The 23,426-nt window shown below is 46.7% G+C and carries 16 protein-coding genes; 6 read left to right on the top strand and 10 right to left on the bottom strand.

The features are described from left to right. Positions 1-3: 3 nt before the first annotated feature. Complete coding sequence (locus tag EJO50_RS08380) at positions 4-1,191, bottom strand: CaiB/BaiF CoA transferase family protein (RefSeq protein WP_125973260.1); 1,188 nt, start codon at positions 1,189-1,191, stop codon at positions 4-6. Positions 1,192-1,979: 788 nt separating this feature from the next. On the opposite strand from EJO50_RS08380, the gene EJO50_RS17150 reads away from it, so the two are divergent. The 4 genes from EJO50_RS17150 (at position 1,980) to EJO50_RS08360 (ending at position 10,276) form a co-directional block, all read left to right on the top strand. Beyond that, positions 1,980-2,126, top strand: a complete 147-nt coding sequence (locus EJO50_RS17150; protein WP_164521458.1) for a hypothetical protein — start codon at positions 1,980-1,982, stop codon at positions 2,124-2,126. 664 nt (positions 2,127-2,790) lie between these two features. Next, a complete protein-coding gene (locus EJO50_RS08370; protein ID WP_125973258.1) occupies positions 2,791-5,127 on the top strand; it encodes a type I restriction-modification system subunit M in 2,337 nt (778 codons plus the stop codon). A gap of 471 nt (positions 5,128-5,598) precedes the next feature. Beyond that, positions 5,599-6,879 carry a restriction endonuclease subunit S gene (locus EJO50_RS08365; protein WP_125973255.1) on the top strand — a complete coding sequence of 427 codons (1,281 nt, stop codon included), beginning with the start codon at positions 5,599-5,601 and terminating at the stop codon, positions 6,877-6,879. 172 nt (positions 6,880-7,051) lie between these two features. Then, positions 7,052-10,276 carry a type I restriction endonuclease subunit R gene (locus tag EJO50_RS08360; protein ID WP_206434484.1) on the top strand — a complete coding sequence of 1,075 codons (3,225 nt, stop codon included), beginning with the start codon at positions 7,052-7,054 and terminating at the stop codon, positions 10,274-10,276. Positions 10,277-10,796: 520 nt separating this feature from the next. Here EJO50_RS08360 and EJO50_RS08355 read toward each other — a convergent pair. The 6 genes from EJO50_RS08355 to EJO50_RS08330 form a co-directional block, all read right to left on the bottom strand. Next, complete coding sequence (locus EJO50_RS08355) at positions 10,797-12,149, bottom strand: sigma 54-interacting transcriptional regulator (RefSeq protein WP_125973253.1); 1,353 nt, start codon at positions 12,147-12,149, stop codon at positions 10,797-10,799. Further along, positions 12,146-12,571, bottom strand: coding sequence for a DUF334 domain-containing protein (locus tag EJO50_RS08350; protein ID WP_125973251.1), 426 nt, complete (start codon positions 12,569-12,571; stop codon positions 12,146-12,148). Before EJO50_RS08350 ends, EJO50_RS08355 begins: the two co-directional genes overlap by 4 nt. Next, on the bottom strand, positions 12,568-13,965 hold the full coding sequence (locus EJO50_RS08345; RefSeq protein ID WP_125973249.1) for a sensor histidine kinase: 1,398 nt from the start codon (positions 13,963-13,965) through the stop codon (positions 12,568-12,570). The genes EJO50_RS08350 and EJO50_RS08345 overlap by 4 nt, the downstream gene beginning before the upstream one ends. Before the next feature lie 262 nt (positions 13,966-14,227). Beyond that, the gene (locus EJO50_RS08340; protein WP_125973247.1) at positions 14,228-15,883 is read right to left on the bottom strand and encodes an acid phosphatase; all 1,656 of its coding nucleotides are present in this window, start codon (positions 15,881-15,883) and stop codon (positions 14,228-14,230) included. 399 nt (positions 15,884-16,282) lie between these two features. After that, positions 16,283-17,095, bottom strand: a complete 813-nt coding sequence (locus EJO50_RS08335; RefSeq protein ID WP_125973245.1) for a dienelactone hydrolase family protein — start codon at positions 17,093-17,095, stop codon at positions 16,283-16,285. A 240-nt stretch (positions 17,096-17,335) separates the two neighbouring features. Further along, positions 17,336-18,235: a C40 family peptidase gene (locus EJO50_RS08330; RefSeq protein ID WP_125973243.1), complete on the bottom strand. Its 900-nt coding sequence runs from the start codon at positions 18,233-18,235 to the stop codon at positions 17,336-17,338. A 287-nt stretch (positions 18,236-18,522) separates the two neighbouring features. On the opposite strand from EJO50_RS08330, the gene EJO50_RS08325 reads away from it, so the two are divergent. Then, positions 18,523-20,208 carry an ABC1 kinase family protein gene (locus tag EJO50_RS08325; protein ID WP_125973241.1) on the top strand — a complete coding sequence of 562 codons (1,686 nt, stop codon included), beginning with the start codon at positions 18,523-18,525 and terminating at the stop codon, positions 20,206-20,208. A gap of 94 nt (positions 20,209-20,302) precedes the next feature. On the opposite strand, the gene EJO50_RS08320 is transcribed toward EJO50_RS08325, so the two are convergent. The 3 genes from EJO50_RS08320 to EJO50_RS08310 are packed head-to-tail and all read right to left on the bottom strand — an operon-like array spanning position 20,303 to position 22,756. After that, positions 20,303-21,052, bottom strand: coding sequence for a basic amino acid ABC transporter substrate-binding protein (locus tag EJO50_RS08320; RefSeq protein ID WP_125973239.1), 750 nt, complete (start codon positions 21,050-21,052; stop codon positions 20,303-20,305). A 52-nt stretch (positions 21,053-21,104) separates the two neighbouring features. Then, positions 21,105-21,509 carry a SufE family protein gene (locus tag EJO50_RS08315; RefSeq protein WP_125973237.1) on the bottom strand — a complete coding sequence of 135 codons (405 nt, stop codon included), beginning with the start codon at positions 21,507-21,509 and terminating at the stop codon, positions 21,105-21,107. A 38-nt stretch (positions 21,510-21,547) separates the two neighbouring features. Continuing rightward, complete coding sequence (locus EJO50_RS08310; RefSeq protein ID WP_125973235.1) at positions 21,548-22,756, bottom strand: aminotransferase class V-fold PLP-dependent enzyme; 1,209 nt, start codon at positions 22,754-22,756, stop codon at positions 21,548-21,550. 205 nt (positions 22,757-22,961) lie between these two features. Between EJO50_RS08310 and nudB the strand changes: the two genes are divergently transcribed. Continuing rightward, positions 22,962-23,426: a dihydroneopterin triphosphate diphosphatase gene (gene nudB / locus EJO50_RS08305; protein ID WP_125973233.1), complete on the top strand. Its 465-nt coding sequence runs from the start codon at positions 22,962-22,964 to the stop codon at positions 23,424-23,426.

Below are 23,426 nucleotides of genomic sequence, written 5' to 3'. Positions count from 1 at the left end.
TTATTATATTACTCCATTTGATTTTAGATCATTTATTTCACTTTTAGAAAGGTTGAGATATTTAATTAAAATCTCTGAATTATGTTCACCAAGTAAAGGAGATGATTCTGGTTGCTTATAACGATCATCACTCATTTTTATTGGGTTACCAGTGATTTTGAGTTTACCTGCAATTGGATGAACCATATCGACAAACATTTCACGACTATCGGCAATATGCGGATCGGAAACCACTCTGTCGATAGTATTAATTGGGCCGGCAGGAATGCCTTTATCCAGAAGCATATCGATTAACTCATCCATGGTGTAATTAATTGACCATGTTTCAATTATGTTTTTTAGTATGCTGCAGTTTTTAATTCTAAGAGGATTATGAGTGAAACGCTCATCTGAAATTAATTCAGGTGCATTCATGAGGTGGCATAGGGTATGGTATAGCTTATCATTACCCGCCCCAATAACAATATTGCCATCGCTACATTTGAAAGAGTCATAAGGGTAAATTGATTCATAGCGATTACCATTACGACCAGGGATAACACCTTCAGTAAGGTAAATTTGGTTGATGATTTCCATACCAGCAACCACTGAGTCAACCAATGCAACGTCTACTTTTTGACCAATGCCTGTTATTTCCGCTTTGCGCTGCGCAGAGAGCACACCGATAGTGGCAAATAACCCAGCTAAGACATCCGAGATCGCAGTACCGCAGCGAGTTGGTTCGCCATCAGGCCAACCCGTTGTACTCATCATGCCACCAACTGCCTGGCCGATAATATCGTAACCTGCACGATTTGAATAAGGTCCATAGTGACCAAATCCAGAAATACAACCGTAGATAATTTTAGGATTAATTTCTTTTAGTTGTTCATAACCAAGGCCTAGTTTTTCCATTGTACCTGGCCGGTAGTTTTCTAAAACAATATCAGCTTTTTTAACAAGCTCAGTAAATAATTTCTTACCTTCTTTACATTTTAGGTTAATAGTCATGCCTTTTTTATTTCGATTTAAATTCATGTAATAGGCACTTTCTCCATTAACGAAAGGTGCAAATGAGCGACTATCATCGCCAATCTCAGGCATTTCAATTTTAATAACTTCTGCGCCCATATCTGCAAGTAGCATGCTACTAAATGGCCCAGCCAATACACGAGTTAAGTCTAAAACGACTAAATTATTTAATGCTGCCATAACAACCTCATTGTTTTGATGTTTATTATTTAAGTTTAATTAAAGAAACAGGAGTCATAATATCTATGCACCAAGGTAAAGAAAGCGAAACTTTTTACAGAGTCCATTCCAAAATGGAACAAGCCATTGGTAATGCCCCTTAGGGAACCTCTGCACGAATAAAATCTTCAGAAAAAAAAGAAAATTACCCGCCGGGAGTGTTTTTGGGTTCAGCTGGAGCAGATTTTTCCCTGGCACGATTTCCTTCTATTGATTGAGCCACACTGTCCAAGCTGTGGTCGCTGAGGTCAGCAATCGCTTGACCTTGCCTGGCTGATCTCAGCTTCCACTTCAACCAAGAATGCAAAAGGTGAGCGTGATTCGGAAATGCATCAAAGTAAGAAAGCTAGTGAGTGGCACTTTGGCGCCAAAGTGCACATCGGCGTGGATGGCTAAACAGGGCTTACCCACATCCTGACACTCACTCTGCTGGCAACGCCGAGGACTTAAAGCTGCTGTGCGGGGAGGAACAAGTGTTGAGTGGCGATGCGGGTCTCGCGAGCTCGCTGCTCAGCTGCGTGATTGAGCGGGGGCTGGCTAAAAATCTGAGTCGGTTTGTCTGTTTAGCCGCATTATCGAATATGCTTCGTGGCGAGAGTTATTTGTGCCGCAAGGGGCAAGTTGCATGCTAAAAAAGCAAAGTTTGGAAAACCAGGCATTGCAGCGCTTATCAAAGCAAAAAGGACTGAAAATCCGACTCGAGCAGGGTGAAATGGTTTAAAGCGGCGATTCGTGCAGAGGTTCTCTAATTGTTTAACAAATCAAGTGCAAATAAAAAATATCAACTTATCAAAGGAATTGTCAGTGATTTGCAAATCAGTCATGGTTATGAAGATTTGGTTTTTATTGATAGCATAAAAAATACAGCAGGGCTGCTGCGTCTGCAGCTGCTTTAATTGGGCAGCTATTTAATACTGGCTCTTTAGCAACGGTATCAGGTGATGCCGAAATCAGCGTGTAGTTTTTTACCTGCAAGTTAGATGAAAAAGAGTTGCAGGTCGTTTTTATAATGTAGTTTTTAAAGGTGGCGAAGAAATTGAATTTTCCGTTGAGAAAGATAGTGATATTTACGTAGTTTTAGTTGAAAGAAGTACAAATCAGCGATTGATTTGGATGCTGCCTTAACATTTGCGTGGAGAAGAGGTTTATCTAAAAATCGATATTAAATGGGGTATAATTACTGCAATTATTGAGGCTGTTTTATATGGTATTTTTCTTTATCCATCAGGAGTGAATGATGATTTATTATCACCTTTGTGGAGTGAAGTATTTAATTGGTGCCTGCCATTTAGCGTAAGTGGTCTAGATATGGTACAGCCCCTTTGCCAACAATGATATTGTGGATGTGGTTGGCGAATGGCGGGATGATTATTTTGAATTAGTCGCCATTGCCCGCCCTGTTGATTGAAGCATACCCCTTTACCCTTATTGCTCACGCGGCAGGCGTGTATATATAAAAAATGTATTTAATGCTGATCGATATTTGTTTTTGCGCCGCCTGATATCGCACGAAGCGTTAGAATATCGCCCATCAAGTATTTTTAACCTGGTTGAAAGCACATGTCACAAATTTCCAATAATCTGGCTGCATATATCTGGTCTCTTGCTGATTTACTGCGTGGGGATTTTAAGCAGAGCCAGTATGGCCGCATTATTTTGCCGTTTACACTTTTGCGTCGTCTGGAATGTGTGCTTGCTGATTCCAAAGCTGCCGTACTTAAACAGGTCGAAATTGTTGAAATGATGAATCTGCCCGAGGAAGGGCAGGAAAAATTTTTGCTGCGGGCAACGGACAGCGGTCAAGGCCCTTTGTCTTTTTACAATACCTCTCTGATGGATTTGTCTACTTTGGGTGAGTCGGGTATTAAAGCTAATCTGGAGAAATATCTGCAGTCTTTTTCCAAAGATGCCCGTGAGATTTTTGATCATTTTAAATTTGCCGAACTGATTGCTCTGCTGGATGACGCCAACTTATTGTACAAAATTGTGCAAAAAGTACGGCTAAGCAATCTTAGTCCTGCTGCGATTTCCAATTATGAAATGGGTTTGGTGTTTGAAGAGCTGATTCGCCGCTTTGCAGAAAGCTCGAATGAAACTGCGGGGGAGCACTTTACCCCGCGCGATATTGTCCGCCTGACTACATCGCTGGTGTTTATGGAGGATGACGAAGCACTGATCAAGCCTGGCATCATCCGTACGATTTATGACCCAACAGCAGGTACTGGCGGCTTTTTGTCGGCGGGGATGGAGTACGTTCATGAGCTGAACCGGGACGCCAGAATGGTTGCCTACGGGCAAGAGCTAAACCCTGAAAGCTACGCTATTTGTAAAGCCGATATGCTGATCAAGGGGCAGGAAGTCAGTAATATCAAACTGGGTAATACACTTTCCAATGATCGCCTTTATGCTAATAAATTTGATTACATGCTTTCAAATCCGCCTTTTGGCGTGGACTGGAAGAAGATCGAAGGCAGTATCAAAGATGAGCACATGCTTAAAGGTTTTGACGGGCGTTTTGGCACAGGCCTGCCGCGTGTCTCGGATGGCTCGCTGCTGTTTCTGTTACACCTGATCAGCAAAATGCGCGACAGGCAGGATGGTGGCTCGCGTGTCGGCATTATTTTGAATGGCTCGCCATTGTTTACCGGCAGCGCTGGTTCGGGTGAATCAGAAATTCGCCGTTATATTTTTGAAACAGATCTGCTTGAAGCCATCGTCGCCTTACCGGCCGATATGTTTTACAACACCGCTATTTCTACTTATGTGTGGGTGCTTTCCAATAAAAAATCAGCCGAGCGTCAGGGCAAAGTGCAGCTGATTAATGGGGTAAACCTCTGCGGCAAGATGCGTAAATCCTTGGGCAGTAAGCGTAATGAAATGTCTGAAAATGATATTCGAGAGATGACCCGCTGCTTTGGTGATTTTGCCGTGGTCGATGCGCGTGAGCTGGGTAAGCCGAGCGATTCAAAGAGCAGCCGTGGCCGCCAGGCCGCCACGCCTAAGGCTGAAGTGGCTAAAACCTTTGCGGCCAAGATTTTTGCCAGCTATGAATTTGGCTACCGCCGTATCAGCATAGAGCGCCCGTTGCGGCTGTCTTATCAGCTTAGTGATGAGCGCATCGCAGCTCTGCGTTATGAGCCAGGTGCACTCAATGCTGCGATGAAATGGGTGTATGCCGAATACGGCCAGCCTTACTGGCAGGATTCACCAGAGTGCGAAAATTACGGCCAGCTGGATGATTACCAGGTTGAAATCCGTGCCTATCTTAAAAGCCATTTCAGCGACCTTAAAGAAAAGCAGATTAAAGATTTGCTGGATGCTAAAACATGGCGCGCCCAGCAAGCGCTGCTGCTAAAAGCCCAGGCTTTGCAGCAAGTGATGGGCAGCATGCAAAGCGATGATTTTAACGGTTTTGACAATGCCTTAAATATTGCCATGAAAAAATCTGCCATTGTGCTCGATAGCAAAGAGAAAAAACAATTCATTGATGCGGTCAGCTGGAAAAACCCTGCCGCCGAAAAAGTGATTAAAAAAGTCCACAAGGCCACTGCTAAGCCTTTATACGGGCTGTTTGCTGTGGGTAATGAAGTGGTGGAATATCAAGCCGATGGTGATTTGCGCGACAATGAGAATGTGGCACTGGATCCTGCCCGCAGTGTTAACGACATCAATGAAGCCTATTTTGTGAAAGAAGTGCTGCCACATGTACCGGATGCCTGGATTGATGCCAGCAAAACCGATGCTAAAGATGGCCAGGTTGGCATCGTTGGCTACGAAATCCCCTTCAGCCGTCATTTCTACCAGTATCAGCCACCACGTGATCTGGCAGCAATCGATGCTGATCTGGATGCAATCAGTGCCGAAATTATGGCGCTGTTGCAAGAGGTTCATTCGTAAGTACGCCCTTTATTTTTTGAAATTGCCGACTTTATGGATGCCGTATTTCAGTAAGCTTATTGTGTGGTAGCCCGCTATGCGTCTTGAAGATTTCTGACGCCGGGGGGCAATTGGTGTAGCGTTTGCCTAGCCTGCAAGGATTTACCATCAATGGTCCAATGGTCAAGCGGATTTACAATCAAGTGAGAGTTGATATTGACTGAAGCAGATCCTCCTAACTCCTCTTTTACAAAGGGGAGGGGGATAAAGCTATAAAGCAGAATTTCACTTGTACCAAGCAAGAGCAGCCTTTTATTTAAAAAATGAAGATGATGTGGCTTAATAAGAATAAGTTTCTATTTTTTAAAAAGAGAGGAAGATATAAATAATATGATGTGGCGTAATAAGAATAACTTCCTCCTTTTTTAAAGGGGGATTTATTCTTGGATTGCAAATTAATCACAACATAATCAGCAACAAGGGAATAAAAGAATGAGCCGGTATAAAGCGTATGCAGAATATAAGGATTCAGGAACTGATTGGTTTGATTCTGTGCCCGCTCATTGGGATGTAAAGCGAATCAGTTATTTTGCCAAAATGCGCAGCGGTGATTTAATTATTTCTGATCAAATTGAGGCCGAAGGTGAGTGTCCTGTTTATGGTGGTAATGGCTTGCGTGGGTTTACGACTGATTTTAACTTGAATGGTCATTATGTGTTAATTGGCAGGCAGGGTGCCTTGTGCGGTAATATTAATTATGGCCGAGGGAAATTTTGGGCTTCCGAGCATGCTATTGTTGTGTACCCGCTTGTTGATGTGAATCTTAAATGGCTTGGTGAAACACTTAGAGCGATGAATCTGAATCAGTACAATGTATCTGCAGCACAGCCGGGATTGGCAGTAGCAAATATTATATGTTTAAAAATACCATTTCCAACAAGAAGAGAGCAGGATCTAATTGCCAGCTTTCTTGATTATGAAACATCGAAGATTGATGCTCTGATTGAAAAGCAGCAAAGTTTGATTGCTTTGCTTAAAGAAAAACGTCAGGCTGTAATTAGCCATGCCGTTACTAAAGGCCTTAATCCAAATGCCCCAATGAAAAATTCGGGTGTGGAATGGCTGGGTGAAGTGCCGGAGCATTGGGATATTTCCAGATTGAAATTCTATTGCTCTGTAAAAGGTCGAATTGGTTTTAGGGGGTATACCATTGAGGATTTGGTTGATGAAGAGAATGGTGCTCTAGTTATTGGTGCTACCGAAATGAGCTCTAATGGCGGTATCACATTAAATAATCCTCAGTATATTTCATGGAAAAAATACCATGAATCTCCTGAAATTATGCTGAAAGAAGGAATGATTTTATTTGTTCAGCGGGGCAGCACTGTAGGTAAAGTATCAAATGTACCTTATAACCTGGGCTTGGCAACAATAAATCCAAGTTTGATTGTGCTAAGGGATTTGAAGCTGCGCTCATTATTTGTTAGTTATTGTTTGATGAGCTCTTCAATTCAAAATCTTGTAAAATTACAAACATCAAATACTGCGATTCCCATGATTTCACAGGAACAAGTGGGAAATTACTGGCAGTTAATTCCGCCTTTCGAAGAGCAGGCTGAGATTGAGAAATATATTTATGAGCAAACAGAGAAAATTGATTTTGGAATAAATTCGGTGCTGAAATCCATTCATTTATCTCAGGAACGCCGTACTGCACTCATTTCTGCTGCGGTGACTGGCAAGATTGATGTCTGTAACTGGCAGCCTTCTTAGGGAAGATTAACTTGTTATTTCAAAATGGTTTTATCGGGAGCCTGGCAAATACCGGCTTGCCACTTGCATGGAAATAACGAAACTGAATACGAGCAGAAGTTAGCTTAGTTTGTACTTTATACCGGCTGGTTTAGCCGTCTGCATTACTTAAAGTACATGACTAATAAAAAGAATGATGATGAATAAAGACGATGAATTAATCTTTCGAAATAATATTATTAAGCAGCTGCTTGTTCATGGTTGGATTTTGGGTAAGGCAGATCAATATAATTGTGAATTGGCCATCTATCTTGAGGATTTATTGGGCTTTGTGCAGGACACGCAAGATGGAGAATGGCAGAAATTTTGCATTAATTATCCAAAAGAGCCAGAGCAGCGATTTTTAGAATTAGTAGTGAAGCAATTGCAAAAGGCAGACCAAAATGCCACCGGCGCGGTATCGCGCACTTATGGCACCCTGGGTGTATTGCGTTACGGAATTAAAGATCGTAATACCCGTTTTAGCCTGTGCCAATTCAAGCCCGAGCATGATTTAAATCCTGACACCCTGGTGCGCTATAAAAAAAACCGCCTGCGGGTAGTGCCAGAGCTGGTATATAGCCCTTATGCCACGATGGCGCAGAGGGCCCAAACAGGAGCGAAATCCAAAACCTGGCGAATTGATTTGGTTTTATTTGTAAATGGCCTGCCGGTGGCGACGCTGGAATTAAAATCCGAATTTAAACAGGCGGTGCAAAACGCCATTAAACAATACAAAACTACTCGCCTGCCTATTGACCCCGTTGCCAAAAAGCCTGAGCCTTTACTGAGCTTTAAACGTGGTGCTATTGTGCACTTTGCAGTGAGCCCATTTGATGTGTATATGACGACTAAATTGGCGGGTGAAAATACTTATTTCTTGCCATTTAATAAAGGGACGACAGAAGGAGGGGCAGGTAATGATAAGCCCGCCGGTATTAATCAATATGCTACAGATTACCTCTGGAATGAAGTATTGCTGCCAGATCATTTACTTAATATTCTGGCACGTTATGTACACTTGCAAATTGAAGATAAAGAAGATTTTGAAGGGTGCAAATATAAAAAAGAAAGTATGATTTTCCCGCGTTATCATCAGTGGGATGTTGTAAGTAAGCTGATTCAGGCTGCCCGCATTGAGGGGCCGGGGCACAGGTATTTAATTCAGCACAGCGCCGGATCGGGCAAATCTAATTCAATTGCATGGGTAGCACATCAGCTATCGTCCCTTTATAACGAATTAGGAAAAAAACAGTTTGATTCGGTTATTGTGGTTACTGATCGCAATGTGCTGGATGCACAGCTGCAAGATACGATTCATCAGTTTGAATATACTGATGGCGTGGTGGGGCGAATTAATAATCAGGAAGGCGATGGATCAAAATCAGAGAAACTTGCCAGGGCATTAGAGAGCGCCCAGCCAATTATTATTGTCACAATTCAGACTTTCCCCTTTGTATTAAAAGCCCTTGAAAATAGCGTTAATTTAAAAGAGCGCTGTTATGCAATTATTGCTGACGAGGTGCATTCATCCCAAACCGGCTCTACTGCAAGGCAGCTAAAAGAAGTGCTGATGAAAGATGCGCTGCCGGATGATCTTATTACGGCTTCCGTAGCCCTGCACCGGGGTTCTAAAAACCTGAGCTATCTTGCCTTTACTGCCACGCCAAAGCCTAAAACACTGGAGCTGTTTGGCAGGCTGCCACACCCAGACAAAGCCGCATCGCTAAGTAATAAACCTGTTGCCTATCATGTTTACAGTATGCGCCAGGCGATTGAGGAAGGCTTTATTCTGGATGTGTTGAAAAATTACACCAATTATCAGGTAGCTTATAAGCTGGCGCTAAAGATTGAAAACTCTGATCAGGATGTTGAAAGCAAACGCACCAGGGTAAAGCTCAATCAATGGGTGCATCTGCATGATCACAATATTGCACAAAAAGTGATGGTGATTGTGGAGCACTTTAAAAGCCATGTGATGGGTTTGCTTGGAGGGCAGGCCAAAGCAATGGTGGTGACCAGCTCGCGTAAAGAGGCTGTGCGTTATAAGCAGGATTTTGATAAATATATCAAAGAGAAGGGTTATCAAAAGATTCATACCATCGTGGCGTTTTCCGGCGAGGTGGAGTTTAGTGATAAAGATCCGAGTGTGGCAAAGCTGTCGGGGCAGAAGTTTACCGAGAGCAATATGAACCCGCGCCTGAAAGGGCGTGATCTGCGCAAAGCCTTTGATTCGGATGGCTACCAGGTCATGATTGTGGCGAATAAGTTTCAGACCGGCTTTGATCAGCCCAAGCTCTGCGCCATGTATGTGGATAAAAAGCTGGGGGGTGTTGAATGCGTGCAAACCCTGTCACGCCTGAACCGCACTTATCCTAGCAAGGCGGAGACCGGCACTTTTATACTGGATTTCTTTAACGAGCCACAAGATATCCTCCGCGCGTTTCAGCCTTTTTATCAAACGGCTGAGCTGGCTGATGTATCAGACCCGAATCTGATTTTTGAATTGTTTACAAAACTGCGGGCAGCAGAGATATTTAGCTGGCCGGAAATCGAGCAATTTTGCACTGAGTTTTATTCAAAAAACAAAAGCAATACGGCTGTTGCCAATATCTGTAAACCTGCAATAGAGCGCTGGCAACAGCGCTATAAACGGGTGGCAGAAACATTTAAACAAGCTAACAGCCTGTTTGAATTGAACAAAAAAGAAAGCCAAAACATTGCATTACTCGACAATGCAAAGAGCCAGCTGAAAGATTGCCAAAAAGAAAAAGACGCATTGGAAATCTTTAAAAAGGATTTAGGCTCCTTTGTGCACTTTTATGATTTTATGTCGCAGATTGTTGATTACGATAATAAAGATTTAGAAAAACTTAGCCTATTTGCCCGCAACCTGCAACCCATGCTGCGTGAAATGATTATTGAAGGTGACGAAATAGATCTGGATAACGTCACCCTTGCCCATTACCGCGTATCCAAGCTGTATCAGCAGGATTTGGCGCTTAAAGAAAGTGCGCATCAGTTTAAAACTGGTGGTGTATTGGGGTTAACAAAGCTAAAAGATAAAAAAGCAGAATTGCTATCACAGCTGATTATTCGCCTGAATGAATTGTTTATTACAGATCAGCTTACCGATAGCGATATGCTCGACTATGCCTACGCCATTCGTGATAAAGTCAGCGAAAATGAAATGGTCATGAAGCAAATCAATAATAATTCTGCCGAACAGGCAATGCTGGGCGATTTTTCAGGATCGGTAGAAAACGCCGTAATAGATAGTGGCCGTGTGCACCAAAATCAGATGATGCAGCTATTTACCAATCTGCAAGGAATGCAGAGATTTAAACAGCTTATTTTTGATTTGCTGGTGATGGGCTAAAGAGATAAGGCCAGATATCGGGGTTTTGAGTAAGCCATAAAAGGCGTGATATCAATATACAGGCAGATAATATATAAACCTTGGTGGTTAATCTGTACAGAATTACAACCGCATATATGTTAGGTGAGAGCAGTTAATGTATTTGGTTTTAAATAGTATTGAAAAAATAGTTGTAATGAGCATTGAAACTGATGTAAAGATATATTGCCAGTCAGGTATTTTACAGGTAAAAGCCTTTAATTAGATTTATCTGGAAATAGGGAAGGTTAGCCAAAGGCATCACCCGTCCAGGGTTGAATTTGCAATTAAATTGATATACTGGTGGTAAGTTATTGTATGGATATATTTGAGCGCAGGTTGTAATAACCGAAAGACTCACCTATTGGGGAGCTTTGCATGAATGTGTTTTACATCCTAGCACTCTACGATTTTGTGATCATGCGGAACTAGACATGTAAGTATTTTGGCCGCAATTTGCTTTGTACTTGTGTAAGCGCTGCTGCAAAATCAGAGGCAGGGCTTAGGGGGTGATGTCTGTTTTAAAGGCTGCCGGGGCGAGGTCGTGTTTTTGTAGCAGGCGGTAAAACTCTGTGCGGTTGCGATCAGCCAGGCGTGCTGCGTCGCTGACATTGCCTCCGGTCAGGCGCAGCAGGCGTTCAAGGTAATCGCGCTCGAACAGACGTTTTGCCTCGGCCAGCGGCAAAATGGCGGCAGATTCGCTATCCATGGCTTTTTGTACCTGGGCCAGTGTGATGATGGGGCCGGTGGCCAGCACGCAGCATTGCTCAACCAGATTGGATAGCTGGCGAATATTGCCGGGCCAGTTGGCGGTGCTTAAAAAGCTGAGTGCATCGGCAGCAAAGTGGCAGTTTGTTTTGGCATAGCGCACTACTACTTGCTCAAGAAAATGCCGGGCCAGCAGGGGGATATCTTCCCGTCGCTCGGTGAGCGACGGCAGCGCCAGGGACACCACATTGAGGCGATAAAATAAATCTTCTCTGAATGAGCCATCTAGCAGCAAGGATTGCAAATCGCGATGAGTTGCCGATAGCACCCGCACATTCACCGGCACGGCACGGCCTGCGCCAACCGGCCGCACTTCGCGCTCTTGCAGCACCCGCAGTAATTTAACCTGCAGCTGCAGCGGCATATCGCCGATTTCGTCCAGAAAAATGGTTCCGCCGTCAGCCTCCAGAAATAAGCCATTTTGCTTCTGACTGGCGCCGGTGAAGGCCCCTTTTTCGTGACCAAACAGCTCGCTTTCAAGCAGATTTTCCGGGATTGCACCACAGTTCACCGCAATAAATGGGCGTTTGGCCCGCGGGCTGGCGCGGTGTATGGCTTGTGCCAGCACTTCTTTGCCCGTGCCACTTTCGCCGCGAATCAGCACGCTGGCGTCGGTTATGGCAACCAGTCTTGCCTCGGCAAGCAGCTCGTCCATCACGGGGCTGCTGCTCACAAAGCCTGCCCGCCATGCATCGGCTTTGGCATGATCCTGGCTGGGCGGGCTGGCCAGTACCAAAGCCTGGCTGACTTTATCCAATAGTGCTTTGCCATCAAAAGGTTTAATCAGGTAAGCAAACATGCCGTGGCTGATTGCCTCGATTGCATCAGGTACCGTGCCGTGGGCGGTGAGCATAATGACCGGCAGGGCGGGATAGCGGCGGCGCACTTCTTCAAATAATGCCATGCCATCCATGCCGGGGAGTTTCCAGTCACAAAGCAGTAGATCGGCACGTTGTACTGCGAGCGCATTAAGGGCGGCTTCGGCGCTGTTGGCCGCTTCTACTTCATAGCCTGCGGCAATCAGGCGGATGGATACAAGGCGGAGCAGATCCGGATCATCATCAACCAGTAAGATTTTATTGCTCATGGCTTTTTGTTCCTTTCCAACATGTCTTTTTCCATTTCTTTTAAGGCCTCCAGCTTGGCGGCCAGATCATTCGCACGTTTTTGCTGCTCTTTGGTAGCGGTAATCTGCTTATCAAGCAAGGCTGTGAGTCTTTTTCGCTCGTTGATTTGGCTGCTGATCAGCTGGGCGAGGCTCTGGCTGGCAGAGTCTGTAATGGGTATTGCATCAAGCTGAGCCTGAATGCGGTTCAGATCAGCATGGCTATTTATCAGCTGCTGGGCCAGTGCCAGCAGCCTGTCGTTGGGTGGGGTGGAGGCTGATCCGATTTCCGTTTTGCAGGTGGTTTGCAAGGGAGCGCCGCCGACAGGCTCCAGGCTGGTGCAGGCACTAAAGGCCATGCAACACAGGCCAAGAACAATGCGTAAGTGAATGGTGTGTTTCATGAGTGACCTTGTAGCTGCCAGTGCAAACGGAAACGGGCACCTTGCTGGCTGGGGATAAGTTCTACATCGCCATGCATCAGCTGGGCAAAACTTCTTGCCATGGTCAGGCCGATGCCGGAGCCTGCCGATTCGCCATCAGGGGGGGGGCCGCAGTGAAATGGCTCAAAAATGGATTCTTTATCCGGGCTTGCAATACCCGGGCCCTGATCCTGGATTTCTATCCAGTTTTGCTGGCCGCTCTGGCCGTAGGTGATGGTAATTTCGCCATCTGGCGGGCTAAAACGAATGGCGTTCAGCAGCAGATTATCCAGAATAATACCCAGCTTGGCATGGTCGGCATCGGTTTGTGCTGCGGTGCCGGATTGCTGGATATGCAGTGATTTTTTTGCCAGCAAAATGCGCCATTGCTGTAAGTGCTGTTTTAAAAAATCATCCATAGACAAAGGGGTGATTTCCAGTTCTGCAGAGAGCCATCGCCCGGCGTCGTGGGCTAATAGCGCATCAACCCGCTGTCTTAAAGTCTGCGCATTGCTTTGCACCATGATGCTTATTTCCTTTTGCTGCTGATTCAGGTTGCCCAGTACTTCTTCTTGCAAGAGCGACGAAGCTTCATGAATCACAGCTAGCGGCGTTTTTAGCTCGTGTGATACATGGCGGAAAAACTGTGCTTTTTGTGTTTCGAGTGCAACCAGCCGTAAATCAAGCTCTGCCAGTGATTTAGCCAGGCCTTGTAAATCGGCCGGGCCGGTGAGCTGCCAGCTTTGCCTGCGTTGGCCCTGTGCCAGCAGGGTGATTTTTTGTTTGAGCTGCCCGATGGGCCAGCTAAACAGGATTGCCATCAAGATGGCCAGGCTTAGCGCTGCAACGGGGGACAGAATTGTCAGCCAGTCAACCTGTTTCTGTTTGTGACTGACGTCTTCCAGCCATTGCCGCCGCTGCTCAGCCAATTGTTGCTCAATTAACTGATCCTGCTGTTTAAGCTGCTGATTGAGCCGGCGAAACAGGATATTTACCTGAGTTTTAGTCAGATGTTTGTCAGAATCTGCTTGCAATAGCAGCTGCAAAATTATCTGGCTGCTTAAGTGAAGCACCGGGTGGGTGTTAAAAATTTGCTGGGCGGACTCCAGGCGGGCCTTTGCGCTGCGGGCTGCGTTTAAAAAAGTGGCTTCCGGCAAAATAAGTAATTGCCTGTTGGCCCGCTCAAGATGGAGTGCTTGCTCCTGTGATTGTTGCGAGGCATTAGACCAGTTGCTGGCCTGGTCCTGCTGCTGCTGCGCTTTGATGGTGAGCTCCGCTAGGCCATAACGCAATTGCACCAGTGCAATTGAAGGGGCAAGGGCGACCAGAGCAAAGCCGATAATCAGAAGAGTGCGAAAGGAAAGGTAGCGCAGCATGGTTGCCAGATATTGGATTTTTATTTAAATAAGGAGTGAATCCTGCGTGCAATGAGCCGTCAAATCAAAGTAATAAATTGCTGTGTATGACTGATTTATAGCTGGCCGGTTGTAATAATAAACAGAGCTTGCAGGGGCTGGGTCTGAGTGGGGGATTGTAATAAAGTAAAAGCCTCTGCCAGTGAGATGGGCAGAGGCTTTTTGTATGAAGCGTTTTCGCTGAAAGCCGGGTCATGCTGTAGCGCCGCAGCAGGGCGGGGGGTTATAGATCCAGTGCTGCTGTTAAATCCCCCGGCGGCTGCTCGCCACGCTCTTTAAAGGCTGCATTACGCAGCTGGATGCCTTCTAATTCGGGTAAATCATACACTTTACTGATAAAGCGGATGATGGAAGTAGTGTCATACAGAGAGTGATCTACCGTTCCTTTTTTGGCAAAAGGCGAAACAATCACGGCAGGGATGCGGGAGCCGGGCCCCCAGCGATCGCCCTTGGGCGGGGCAACGTGGTCCCACCAGCCGCCATTTTCATCGTAGGTAATGATCACAACCATGTTTTTCCATTGTGGCCCGCTCATTAAGTGCTGCAGCACATTGGCAGTGTGCTGATCGCCCGATTGCACGTCGGAGTAGCCTGCGTGCATATTTAAATTGCCCTGCGGTTTATAAAAAGCCACTTGTGGCAGAGTGCCAGCTACAGCTGCAGCGATAAAGTGGTTGGAAATCGGGCTGTCACCTATGCCGGCATCCAATAAATGTGTTTCGCGGGCCTTGGTTCCTGGGGCAAATTGTTTGAAATAATTAAAAGGCTGGTGATGATATTGAAAATTAGGCGCATCTGCACCGCCCTTACCATCCAGCGTTGCCTGCCACGCACCTCCATACCAGGCCCAGCTTACCTTTTTGGCAGAAAGTAAATCGCCAATGGTGTTGTAGCTTTGTGGCGGCAGGGTGCTTGGGTCTTCCGGATCGGCCAGAAGCGGGTCGCCGCCAGGGGCCGGGGCTACAAAGCTTGGCTGATAGGGCGGAGCCATGGTGTTTACGGCATAGCCATCGGGCGTGATGGCCCCATTATTAATAAATTTGGGCTTGCCATCCATTGCAGAGGCGGGGCCTTTGGGATCAAGAGCCAGCTGATAGCCCCCTGGTCCATCGCTTAATACGGCGATTTTGTCTTTGGCCGGGCTGCTTGCTGCATTAAAGTATTCCGGAGTGCGGCCAGAAATTAAAAACTGATGGTTTAGGTAGGAGCCGCCAAAAGCGGCCATAAAGAAGTTGTCACAGAGCGTGTATTGGCGGGCAACTTGCCAGAGATTCAGATTGGTAGCGCTCTCGCTATAGTATCCCATGACCAGGGCACCTGAATCGCCCCACGCTACAAACTGATCGTTCTTTCCGCCATTGATTTGCATCTGGTTGTGATAAAACAAATGGCACAGATCACGGGTAATGACCGATTCTGGCAAGAGTGCACCCGCTTCGTCTTTTAGCGGAAATGGCGCATTAGGCAGACCGCTGATTTGTTGCTCGTTAATCAGATAGCGCTTGCCTGCAATCATCTGCCCGCGTTGCACCAGGCCGCCCCATATTTTTGGCAGAGTTGTTAATTGTTTGCCATCGCGGTCCAGCTGTGGGGCATATTGTGCACTGGCCAAAGGTGAGGCCACGCCGGGGAAATTGCCATAAAGATTATTAAAACTGCGGTTTTCTAAATAAATGACAACTACGTTTTTTACTTTATCTTTTAAGCGCTGTTTATTTATCGGGGCTATTTTATGAGCGGTGGGGTTTTTTGCAGCTCCCATCGCAGGCAGGGTATACGCCGCGCCCATTGCTGCCAGCCCGCTCAGGAGCCGACGGCGTGATGGATCGGATGGGATGTCGTTATGAGTGGCGTCGCCGGCTGGTTTTTTTTTGCTCATGCTGTGTATTCCTTAAAAAGGATCTGCATTGCTGTAAATGACGAGAGTCATTATCGCCTTCACATCATAATTAAAATAACCACTCTATTTAAAGATATACTATTTACAAAATAGTGATTTATCTATTTGTGTTAGGGTAAATAATTAGAAAGGTGATGTAAGAAAGCTAATTATTTTTTGAAATAGTTGAATAGCTTTTTTAAAAATCAGATCGTTTTCTGATAGCTATAAATTAATATAGAATTTAAATAATATTTTTATGTCTTTTGGGATGGGGGTACTGCAGAAGCGGTTTTCGCTGTAAGTGGCGGTTAGCGATACAGCGCTCCCACAAAATGCATCAGAATATTTATCTAAGTTGATTGGCTTGATGCTGTTTATATGGCGCTGTTTGACATATCAAATGCCAAATCGTTTAAACCAGTCAAGCATCATTTTCCAGCCATCTTGCGCAGCAGCGGGGTGATAGCTGGGTCGGTAATCGGCATTAAAACCATGGCTGGCATCGTCGTAAACGACGATGTACTGGGTTTGCAAGCGCAGTGTTTTGCGCATTTGTTCTATAGATTCAAGTGAAATACCCTGATCTTTACCCGCATATAGCCCCAGCACCGGGGATTTGATTTTTTGTGCAATATCAACAGGATGCAGCGGGTTACTGCTGCTGGCTTGCCCTGTCAGCTGCCCATACCAGGCAACGCTGGCTTTCACTTTGGGTTGATGTGCAGCATAAAGCCAGGTGATGCGGCCTCCCCAGCAAAAGCCTGTGACGGCAAGGCGCTGCGGGTCGCCGCCCTGTGCGGCAGCCCATTGTGCGGTTTGGTCCAAATCTGCTAAAACCTGCTCGTCGGGTACTTTGCTTACCAGCTCTTTAATCAGTAATTGTGTGTCGCTAAACTGGCGCGGGTCGCCCTGGCGGTAATAAAGCTCGGGGGCTATTGCCAGATAACCCTGTCTGGCCAGGCGCCTGCAAAGATCCTGAATATGCTCGTGCACGCCAAAGATTTCCTGAATCACAATAATCGTAGGCAGTGCCTGAGCCGCCTGTGCTGGCTGTGCCCGGTATGCGGGCATTTCTCCGATATTTACCGGCCCCACCAGTAAGCCGCTGCTATCGGTCTGGATGGTGGACGCGGCGACGGGTTTGACGGCCAGGGCAAAGCCTGCAATTAAACTATTTTGTAGAAAAGTACGGCGTGCTGCTTCTGGCATAAGGTACTTCCTTTTTCAAAGTGATAGCCTGGGTTGATTACTTGAAATAGCGTGATTTCCCCGCTTATTCAGGGTGGCATTAGGTAGCAAGGTATTAAAACAGAAATAAAAGACAGGTTTTGCAGGAGTGATATAGCAGATTAGCATGAGAAATACTGCTCATGCAGGCAGGCTGTGAATTGACTCTGGGCGTACACACCCACACCGCTTATTGCGGTGTGGGTGTGTGACTGGAGCAACTTAGTGTTTTTTCGAGGTGCTCTGTTTTTTCTTTACGGCGCTGCTTTGCTTTGTTTTAGTTGTAGTTTTACTCGATTTACTGCTTGTACTTTTGGCTTTCGTGGTTTTCGTTACCTTAGCGCTTGTTTCACTGCTCTTTTTAGAGTTGGTGGCCTTACTTGTTTTAGCGCGGCTGCCAGTGCTTTCCCGCGCTACTTTAGGTGCTTCACAAACTTTTTGTTTTTTACCTTTGCGCTTCACTGTTTTGCATACAGGCTTGCTGCTGGCGGCCGTGCTGTTTTTGGGCGTACCGGTGGCCGCATTTTTTGGAACGCTGGCTAAGAGTGCTGTCATATTGACAGGGGCACCGCCTGTGCCATCGTAGCGGCGTGCGCCGTTGAAACGGGAGGTCCAGTAGTTCTGGTTAAAGTTTGTGATTTCAACGCTTTTACCGGCGCGTGGCGAGTGGATAAAGCGGTTGTCTCCCATATAAATCCCAACATGGGAAAAAGTACGCCCCAGTGTGTTGAAGAAAACCAGATCGCCCGGTTTAAGCTCATCCTTACTGATACTGGTACCCGATTGCGCCATGCTCAGCGCATTATGGGGCAAGGCAATATTCATCGAATTTTGAAAAACATAGCGGACAAAACCACTGCAATCAAGGCCGGCTTCGGGGGTGGCGCCTCCCCATTTATATTTTACGCCAATCAGGCTCATAGCCTGCAAAAGTACGTCCTGGGCGGGGGCATAATCGGGTTTTGCTTCGGGTTTGGCCTTGCGGGGCCGGGGGGTTATGGTCGCAGCCGGAGCAGCTTGCTCAACAGCAGGTTCGACCTCGATTGTGGGCAGCTCATCGGCATAAGCCGAAACCGCACAGGCACCCACAAATAATGTGCTGATTAATCTTATCCATTTCATGTGCGGAATATGGGCTCTTTATCGGATTGACCTGGGCCAACTCTGGTTTATAGGGGCTTTAAAAGCAGGCGCTAATACTAGCATGTTCACCTGAGTTGGAAAAATGGAATACTTGCGCGAATTGGGTATGGGCAAATGAATATAAGGTTTGCTTAGCGCTGATGATTCTTTGTGGTAAAAAAGAGGTAATTATGGGTTTGCCCGGCAGATTGCTGCAGAGTTAGCGGACTGCTTTGCGCATTTATGATAAAAGGAGCTGGCGTTCTTATCTCTTTGCGGATTGTTCAATGCTGAAGGAAACATTTACTGTCATGCGTGATTTGCCGCGTGTGCGCGAAATAGTCGCTGTATTGGTGCGGCATGGTTTGGGGAATTTAGTACAGAGGCTGGGCTTATCCAAAGGATTAGAGCGGGCCAGCGATTTCCTGCATTTGCCGGGCAATTATGAGACCGAGCTGCTCGAATCTCCCGTGCGGGTGCGCCGTGCTCTGGAAGAGCTGGGCCCGGCTTTTGTGAAGCTGGGACAAGTGCTGGCAACAAGGGTGGACATGTTTCCGCCAGAGTGGATTGCCGAATTTGAAAAGCTGCAAAGCAATGTGCCGCCGGTTGATTTTGCACTGATTCTGCCTGAATTAACTGCTTTACTGGGGCAGGATCCTGCCGGTATTTTTCTGGAGCTCGACCCCAATCCGGTAGGCGCGGCCTCTATTGCACAGGTACATCGGGCTAGATTATTTGATGGTAGCGAGGTGGTATTAAAAATTCGCCGCCCCGGTATTATTCCTAAAATTGAAGCCGATTTACGCATTTTGCGGCATATTGCTTCACTAATGGAATTTGAATTCACTGAATCCCGCCGCTATCAGCCGGTTAAAATTGCCGAAGAGTTTTCTAAATCTTTGCGCCGTGAATTAAATTTTTTAACCGAGGCCAGAAACTCAGAGCGTTTTGCGCAAAATTTTAAATTGCACCAGGATATTGTTATTCCTAAAGTCTATTGGGAATGGACATCCGAAAGCCTGAATGTGCAAAGCTATATTGCCGGGATGGCGGGTAATGATTTATCCGGGGTGGATGCTGCGGGGCTGGATCGCTGTATTTTGGCATCGCGTGGTGCGGATGCCGTACTTAAAATGGTGTTAATTGATGGTTATTTTCATGCGGACCCGCATCCGGGTAATGTAAAGTATTTGCCGGATAATCAAATTGCCTTTCTGGATTTTGGTATGGTTGGTCGTTTACCCCATCCGCGTCGAGATCAAATTGTTGATTTATTAGCTGCATTGGCACAGCGCGATGAGTACGCTATTTTAAATGTATTGCTGGAGTGGACGGGGGACACGGTGGTGGATGAAGAAAAATTCACTGCCGACATTGCCGGATTCATGTTTGATTATGAAAACCTTGCTTTAAAAGATATTCGCTTTGGTCATTTACTAAACGATATTGCGCAAATGATGCGTGAGCATCAGATTATGCTCCCTTCCGATTTAACCTTATTATTTAAGGCGTTAATTACGCTTGAAGGATTGGGCAGACAGCTTGATCCAGATTTTCAGATGGTGACGCATTTAACGCCCTTTGTAAAAGAGGTTATTCTGGCGCGTTTTAGTCCGCGTGCATTAATGAAGCGAAGTAAAGAAGGTGTATTTGAAGCTGTACAATTATTGAGCGGTTTGCCCAGAGATATTGGCAAATTGATTAAACAGGCACGGCGCGGCAATTTACGCATTGATCTGGATTTAAAACGGCTGGATCACTTTGGTCAGCAAATTACCCGTAGTGCCAATCGCCTGACGATGGGGATTGTGACGGGCGCGTTGATTATTGGTTCATCTATTGTGATGACGGTGCAGGCTGGCCCTATGATTTTTGGCTTGCCGCTATTGGGGGTTATTGGTTTTGTACTGGCGGTATTGAATACGATCTGGCTGGTGTTATCCATCTGGATATCGGGAAAGGAAGAGATTTAGTGGTTTTTATTATGATCGCTGTATTTTATATTTAAGGTATTTCCGATATAAAAAAATCGCCCCGCAGGGCGATTTTTTTATGCAGCAAGGCTGATTATTTGCCGAAGTATTTGCTGTAAATCTTTTGGTAAGAGCCATCAGCCTTAACATCGGCCAGGCCTTTATTGAGCTTAGCTAATAGCGCTGTATTGCCCTTTTTGACGGCAATACCATAAAACTCTTTATCAAAGCTGGTGTCGTCAATCAGTTTAAAGCCTGAGTTCGGATTGTTGATCAGATAGTTTTTAACCACGCTATTGTCACCGATCACAGCATCTACGCCGCCGGATTTCAGCTCTTGCAAGGCTAGCACAATGGATTCATAGCGACGAATATTGGTATTACCTTTACCAAAGTGTTTTTGCGCTACGATATCGCCGGTGGTGCCATTTTGTACGGCCATTTTTTTTGTTTTCAGATCAGCCAATTTTGTAATCGGGCTTTTAGCAGAAACAACGATTAATTGTTTGGCTTCAAAGTAAAGTGCTGTGAAATCCATCGATTTCTGGCGTTCAGGCGTGATGGTCACAGCTGCAATGACGATATCCCGCTCGCCATTATTTAGCCCGGCAAATAACCCTTCCCAGGGGGTATTAATCAGTTTGACCTGCATACCGGCCTTGCTGGCCACTGCCTGGATCAGATCTGCGTCAAACCCTACAACTTCTTGTTTTTTGTTCAGGGTTTCAAACGGCGCAAATGTGGCATCCGTACCGACGGTCAGTACACGCTCTGCGGCCAATGCGGGCATAACCATTACACTGCTGGTGATTAAAGCTGCAACTAACTGGCGTAACTTTTTCATTAAATCTTCCTTGTGTACGAGGGATGACAGAATACTTTGCTAATAAATGGCGTCAATGCGGGGTAGTAATAATTGCCTTGTGAATTTTACCGATTATGGCCTTTACTCCATTACCACGGGATGCAGACAGAAAACGGGTTAATCCCAGAGCAATCAGCCAGGCTTCACAGTCAAAATGACTGATTTCCTGGCGTGTTTTTCCCTGGTAAGCCGCCATCAGCAAAACAAGTAAGCCTTTCACAATGCGCGATTCGCTGTCAGCTGCCAATTGGATATATTCACCTTGCCAGCTGACTTTTAACCAGGCTGTGCTTTCACAGCCAACAATACGATTTTCTTCGTTTAATTCTTCGGCAGGCAAGGGGGGTAGCTCGCGCGCAAGCTGCACAAGCAAGCGATTTTTACCTTCCCAGCCATGAGCGCTGGCTAGCCTGGTTTCTATTTCATCTTTATTCATGGAATCTGTCCGTACAGCCTGATTCTGTGGTGAGGGTTTTAAGCCAGCAGCTCTAATGTTTCGCTTAGGGCCGCCAGGAGTGCTTCTACATCAGCGCTGGTATTGTAGGAGGCAAAGGACGCCCTTAAGGTGCCTTTGAGCCCTAGGCTGCTCAGTAGTGGCTGGGCACAGTGGTTGCCTACGCGCACGGCGATATTTCTGGCGTCCAGAAACTGGGCCACATCGTAAGGGTGGGCATCGCTAAAAGCGATTGAAACGATAGGGCCTTTCTGTGCGGCACTACCGATAACGCGCAGGCCATCAATCTGGCTAAGACCCTGCTCCAGTTGCAGGCGCAATGCTTTCTCATGCAGAGCAATGGCAGGGCGGTCCTGGGCGGATAACCAGTCCAAAGCAGCCGCAAAGCCAATGGCCTGGGCAATGGCAGGCGTGCCGGCTTCAAAGCGGGCCGGAGCCGGGGCGTAGCGGGTGTTTTCAAAAGAAACGTGCTCTATCATTTCGCCGCCACCTTGCCATGGCGGCATGCTGGACAGAATTTCGGCTCTGGCCCAGAGCGCGCCAACACCGGTCGGGCCGTATGCTTTGTGGCTGGAGAACACGTAAAAATCGGCATTCAGTGCCTGTACATCGATTATTTTGTGTGCCGCAGCCTGTGCACCATCAATCAATACTTTAGCGCCCACATGATGCGCTGCCGTGATTAAATCCGCGACAGGCAGCTCGCTGCCAATGGCATTGGAAATATGAGCCAGGCCGACCAGCCTGGTTTTATCCGAGAGCAGAGCATGAAAATGCCCGATATCCAGGCTGCCATCATCAAGTAAACGCACCGGTTTGATGATTGCGCCGCAACGCGCGGCCAGCATCTGCCAGGGCACGATATTGGCGTGGTGCTCCAGTGTGCTGAGTAAAATTTCGTCACCGGCTTGCAGGTAAGTCGCTCCCCAGCTTTGTGCCACTAAATTGATCGCTTCGGTTGTGCCACGGGTGAAAACAACTTCATTGCTGGAAGCTGCGTTGATAAAGCGTGCCACGCTGGCTCTGGCCCCTTCAAAAGCATCGGTGGCCGCCACGGCAAGGCGGTATGAACCACGGTGCACATTGGCATTGGCTGTTTCATAGAAATGGCGCTCGGCATCCAGTACCACCAAAGGTTTTTGCGTGGTGGCGGCGTTATCAAGGTAAATCAGCTCGGGTGCGAGCTGCAGGAGCGGAAACTGGGCGCGCAGGGCGTGGGCATCAAACATAGGGGCTCAACAATCTATTCAGGCCGCGATTGTAGCGCGGCAGGCGGTTTTTCATGGAAATGATTCTGAGCTTGGGGTGTGTTCGAAGTAAAGCGTAATAAGGCAATATTTTGGGTTCTTTATTTCAAACTGACATCTCTTCTGTAGTTGTGAGCGGGCGCCTGCATGGTTTAAGCTTTGCCCTTCAACAGCCTGCGTACTTCCTATGACTACTCCAACTTCAGTAACGCCTTACAAGCAAGCGGTGTCTGCTCTGATTGTGATTCATACGCCTGATCTGCAGGTGCTTTTGATGGAGCGGGTTGATTTTAACGAGGCCTGGCAATCGGTAACGGGCAGCCGGGAGGGTGATGAATCACTGGAGCAAACGGCCCGCCGTGAGGTCTTTGAAGAGACCGGTATTGATACCGCCCTGTATGCATTACGCAATTGGCAGCAAAGCCATGATTTCGAGATTTTTGAAATCTGGCGTCATCGCTATGCTCCTGGCACGACGCATAACACCGAGCATGTCTTTAGCCTGGAAGTGCCCAGCCCGATGGCTGTGACACTGGCCAAAGGAGAGCATCGCCGTTTTAAATGGGTCAGCTGGTTGCAGGCTGCCGAAATGGTGTTTTCACCTTCAAATGCAGATGCAATCCGTAGCTTGCCGGAGCGCTGCGCCCATTAA

It is taken from the genome of Iodobacter ciconiae, from assembly GCF_003952345.1.
Classification (GTDB): domain Bacteria; phylum Pseudomonadota; class Gammaproteobacteria; order Burkholderiales; family Chitinibacteraceae; genus Iodobacter; species Iodobacter ciconiae.
Note: the sequence above shows the minus strand (reverse complement) of the source record. Positions and strands in the feature narration are given on the sequence as shown.

Excerpts from the sequence above, each read along its gene's own strand:
- EJO50_RS08380 (WP_125973260.1), bottom strand. The coding sequence starts at position 1,191 with ATGGCAGCATTAAATAATTTAGTCGTTTTAGACTTAACTCGTGTATTG.
- EJO50_RS08370 (WP_125973258.1), top strand. The coding sequence starts at position 2,791 with ATGTCACAAATTTCCAATAATCTGGCTGCATATATCTGGTCTCTTGCT.
- EJO50_RS08365 (WP_125973255.1), top strand. The coding sequence starts at position 5,599 with ATGAGCCGGTATAAAGCGTATGCAGAATATAAGGATTCAGGAACTGAT.
- EJO50_RS08360 (WP_206434484.1), top strand. The coding sequence starts at position 7,052 with ATGATGATGAATAAAGACGATGAATTAATCTTTCGAAATAATATTATT.
- EJO50_RS08355 (WP_125973253.1), bottom strand. The coding sequence starts at position 12,149 with ATGAGCAATAAAATCTTACTGGTTGATGATGATCCGGATCTGCTCCGC.
- EJO50_RS08350 (WP_125973251.1), bottom strand. The coding sequence starts at position 12,571 with ATGAAACACACCATTCACTTACGCATTGTTCTTGGCCTGTGTTGCATG.
- EJO50_RS08345 (WP_125973249.1), bottom strand. The coding sequence starts at position 13,965 with ATGCTGCGCTACCTTTCCTTTCGCACTCTTCTGATTATCGGCTTTGCT.
- EJO50_RS08340 (WP_125973247.1), bottom strand. The coding sequence starts at position 15,883 with ATGAGCAAAAAAAAACCAGCCGGCGACGCCACTCATAACGACATCCCA.
- EJO50_RS08335 (WP_125973245.1), bottom strand. The coding sequence starts at position 17,095 with ATGCCAGAAGCAGCACGCCGTACTTTTCTACAAAATAGTTTAATTGCA.
- EJO50_RS08330 (WP_125973243.1), bottom strand. The coding sequence starts at position 18,235 with ATGAAATGGATAAGATTAATCAGCACATTATTTGTGGGTGCCTGTGCG.
- EJO50_RS08325 (WP_125973241.1), top strand. The coding sequence starts at position 18,523 with ATGCTGAAGGAAACATTTACTGTCATGCGTGATTTGCCGCGTGTGCGC.
- EJO50_RS08320 (WP_125973239.1), bottom strand. The coding sequence starts at position 21,052 with ATGAAAAAGTTACGCCAGTTAGTTGCAGCTTTAATCACCAGCAGTGTA.
- EJO50_RS08315 (WP_125973237.1), bottom strand. The coding sequence starts at position 21,509 with ATGAATAAAGATGAAATAGAAACCAGGCTAGCCAGCGCTCATGGCTGG.
- EJO50_RS08310 (WP_125973235.1), bottom strand. The coding sequence starts at position 22,756 with ATGTTTGATGCCCACGCCCTGCGCGCCCAGTTTCCGCTCCTGCAGCTC.
- nudB (WP_125973233.1), top strand. The coding sequence starts at position 22,962 with ATGACTACTCCAACTTCAGTAACGCCTTACAAGCAAGCGGTGTCTGCT.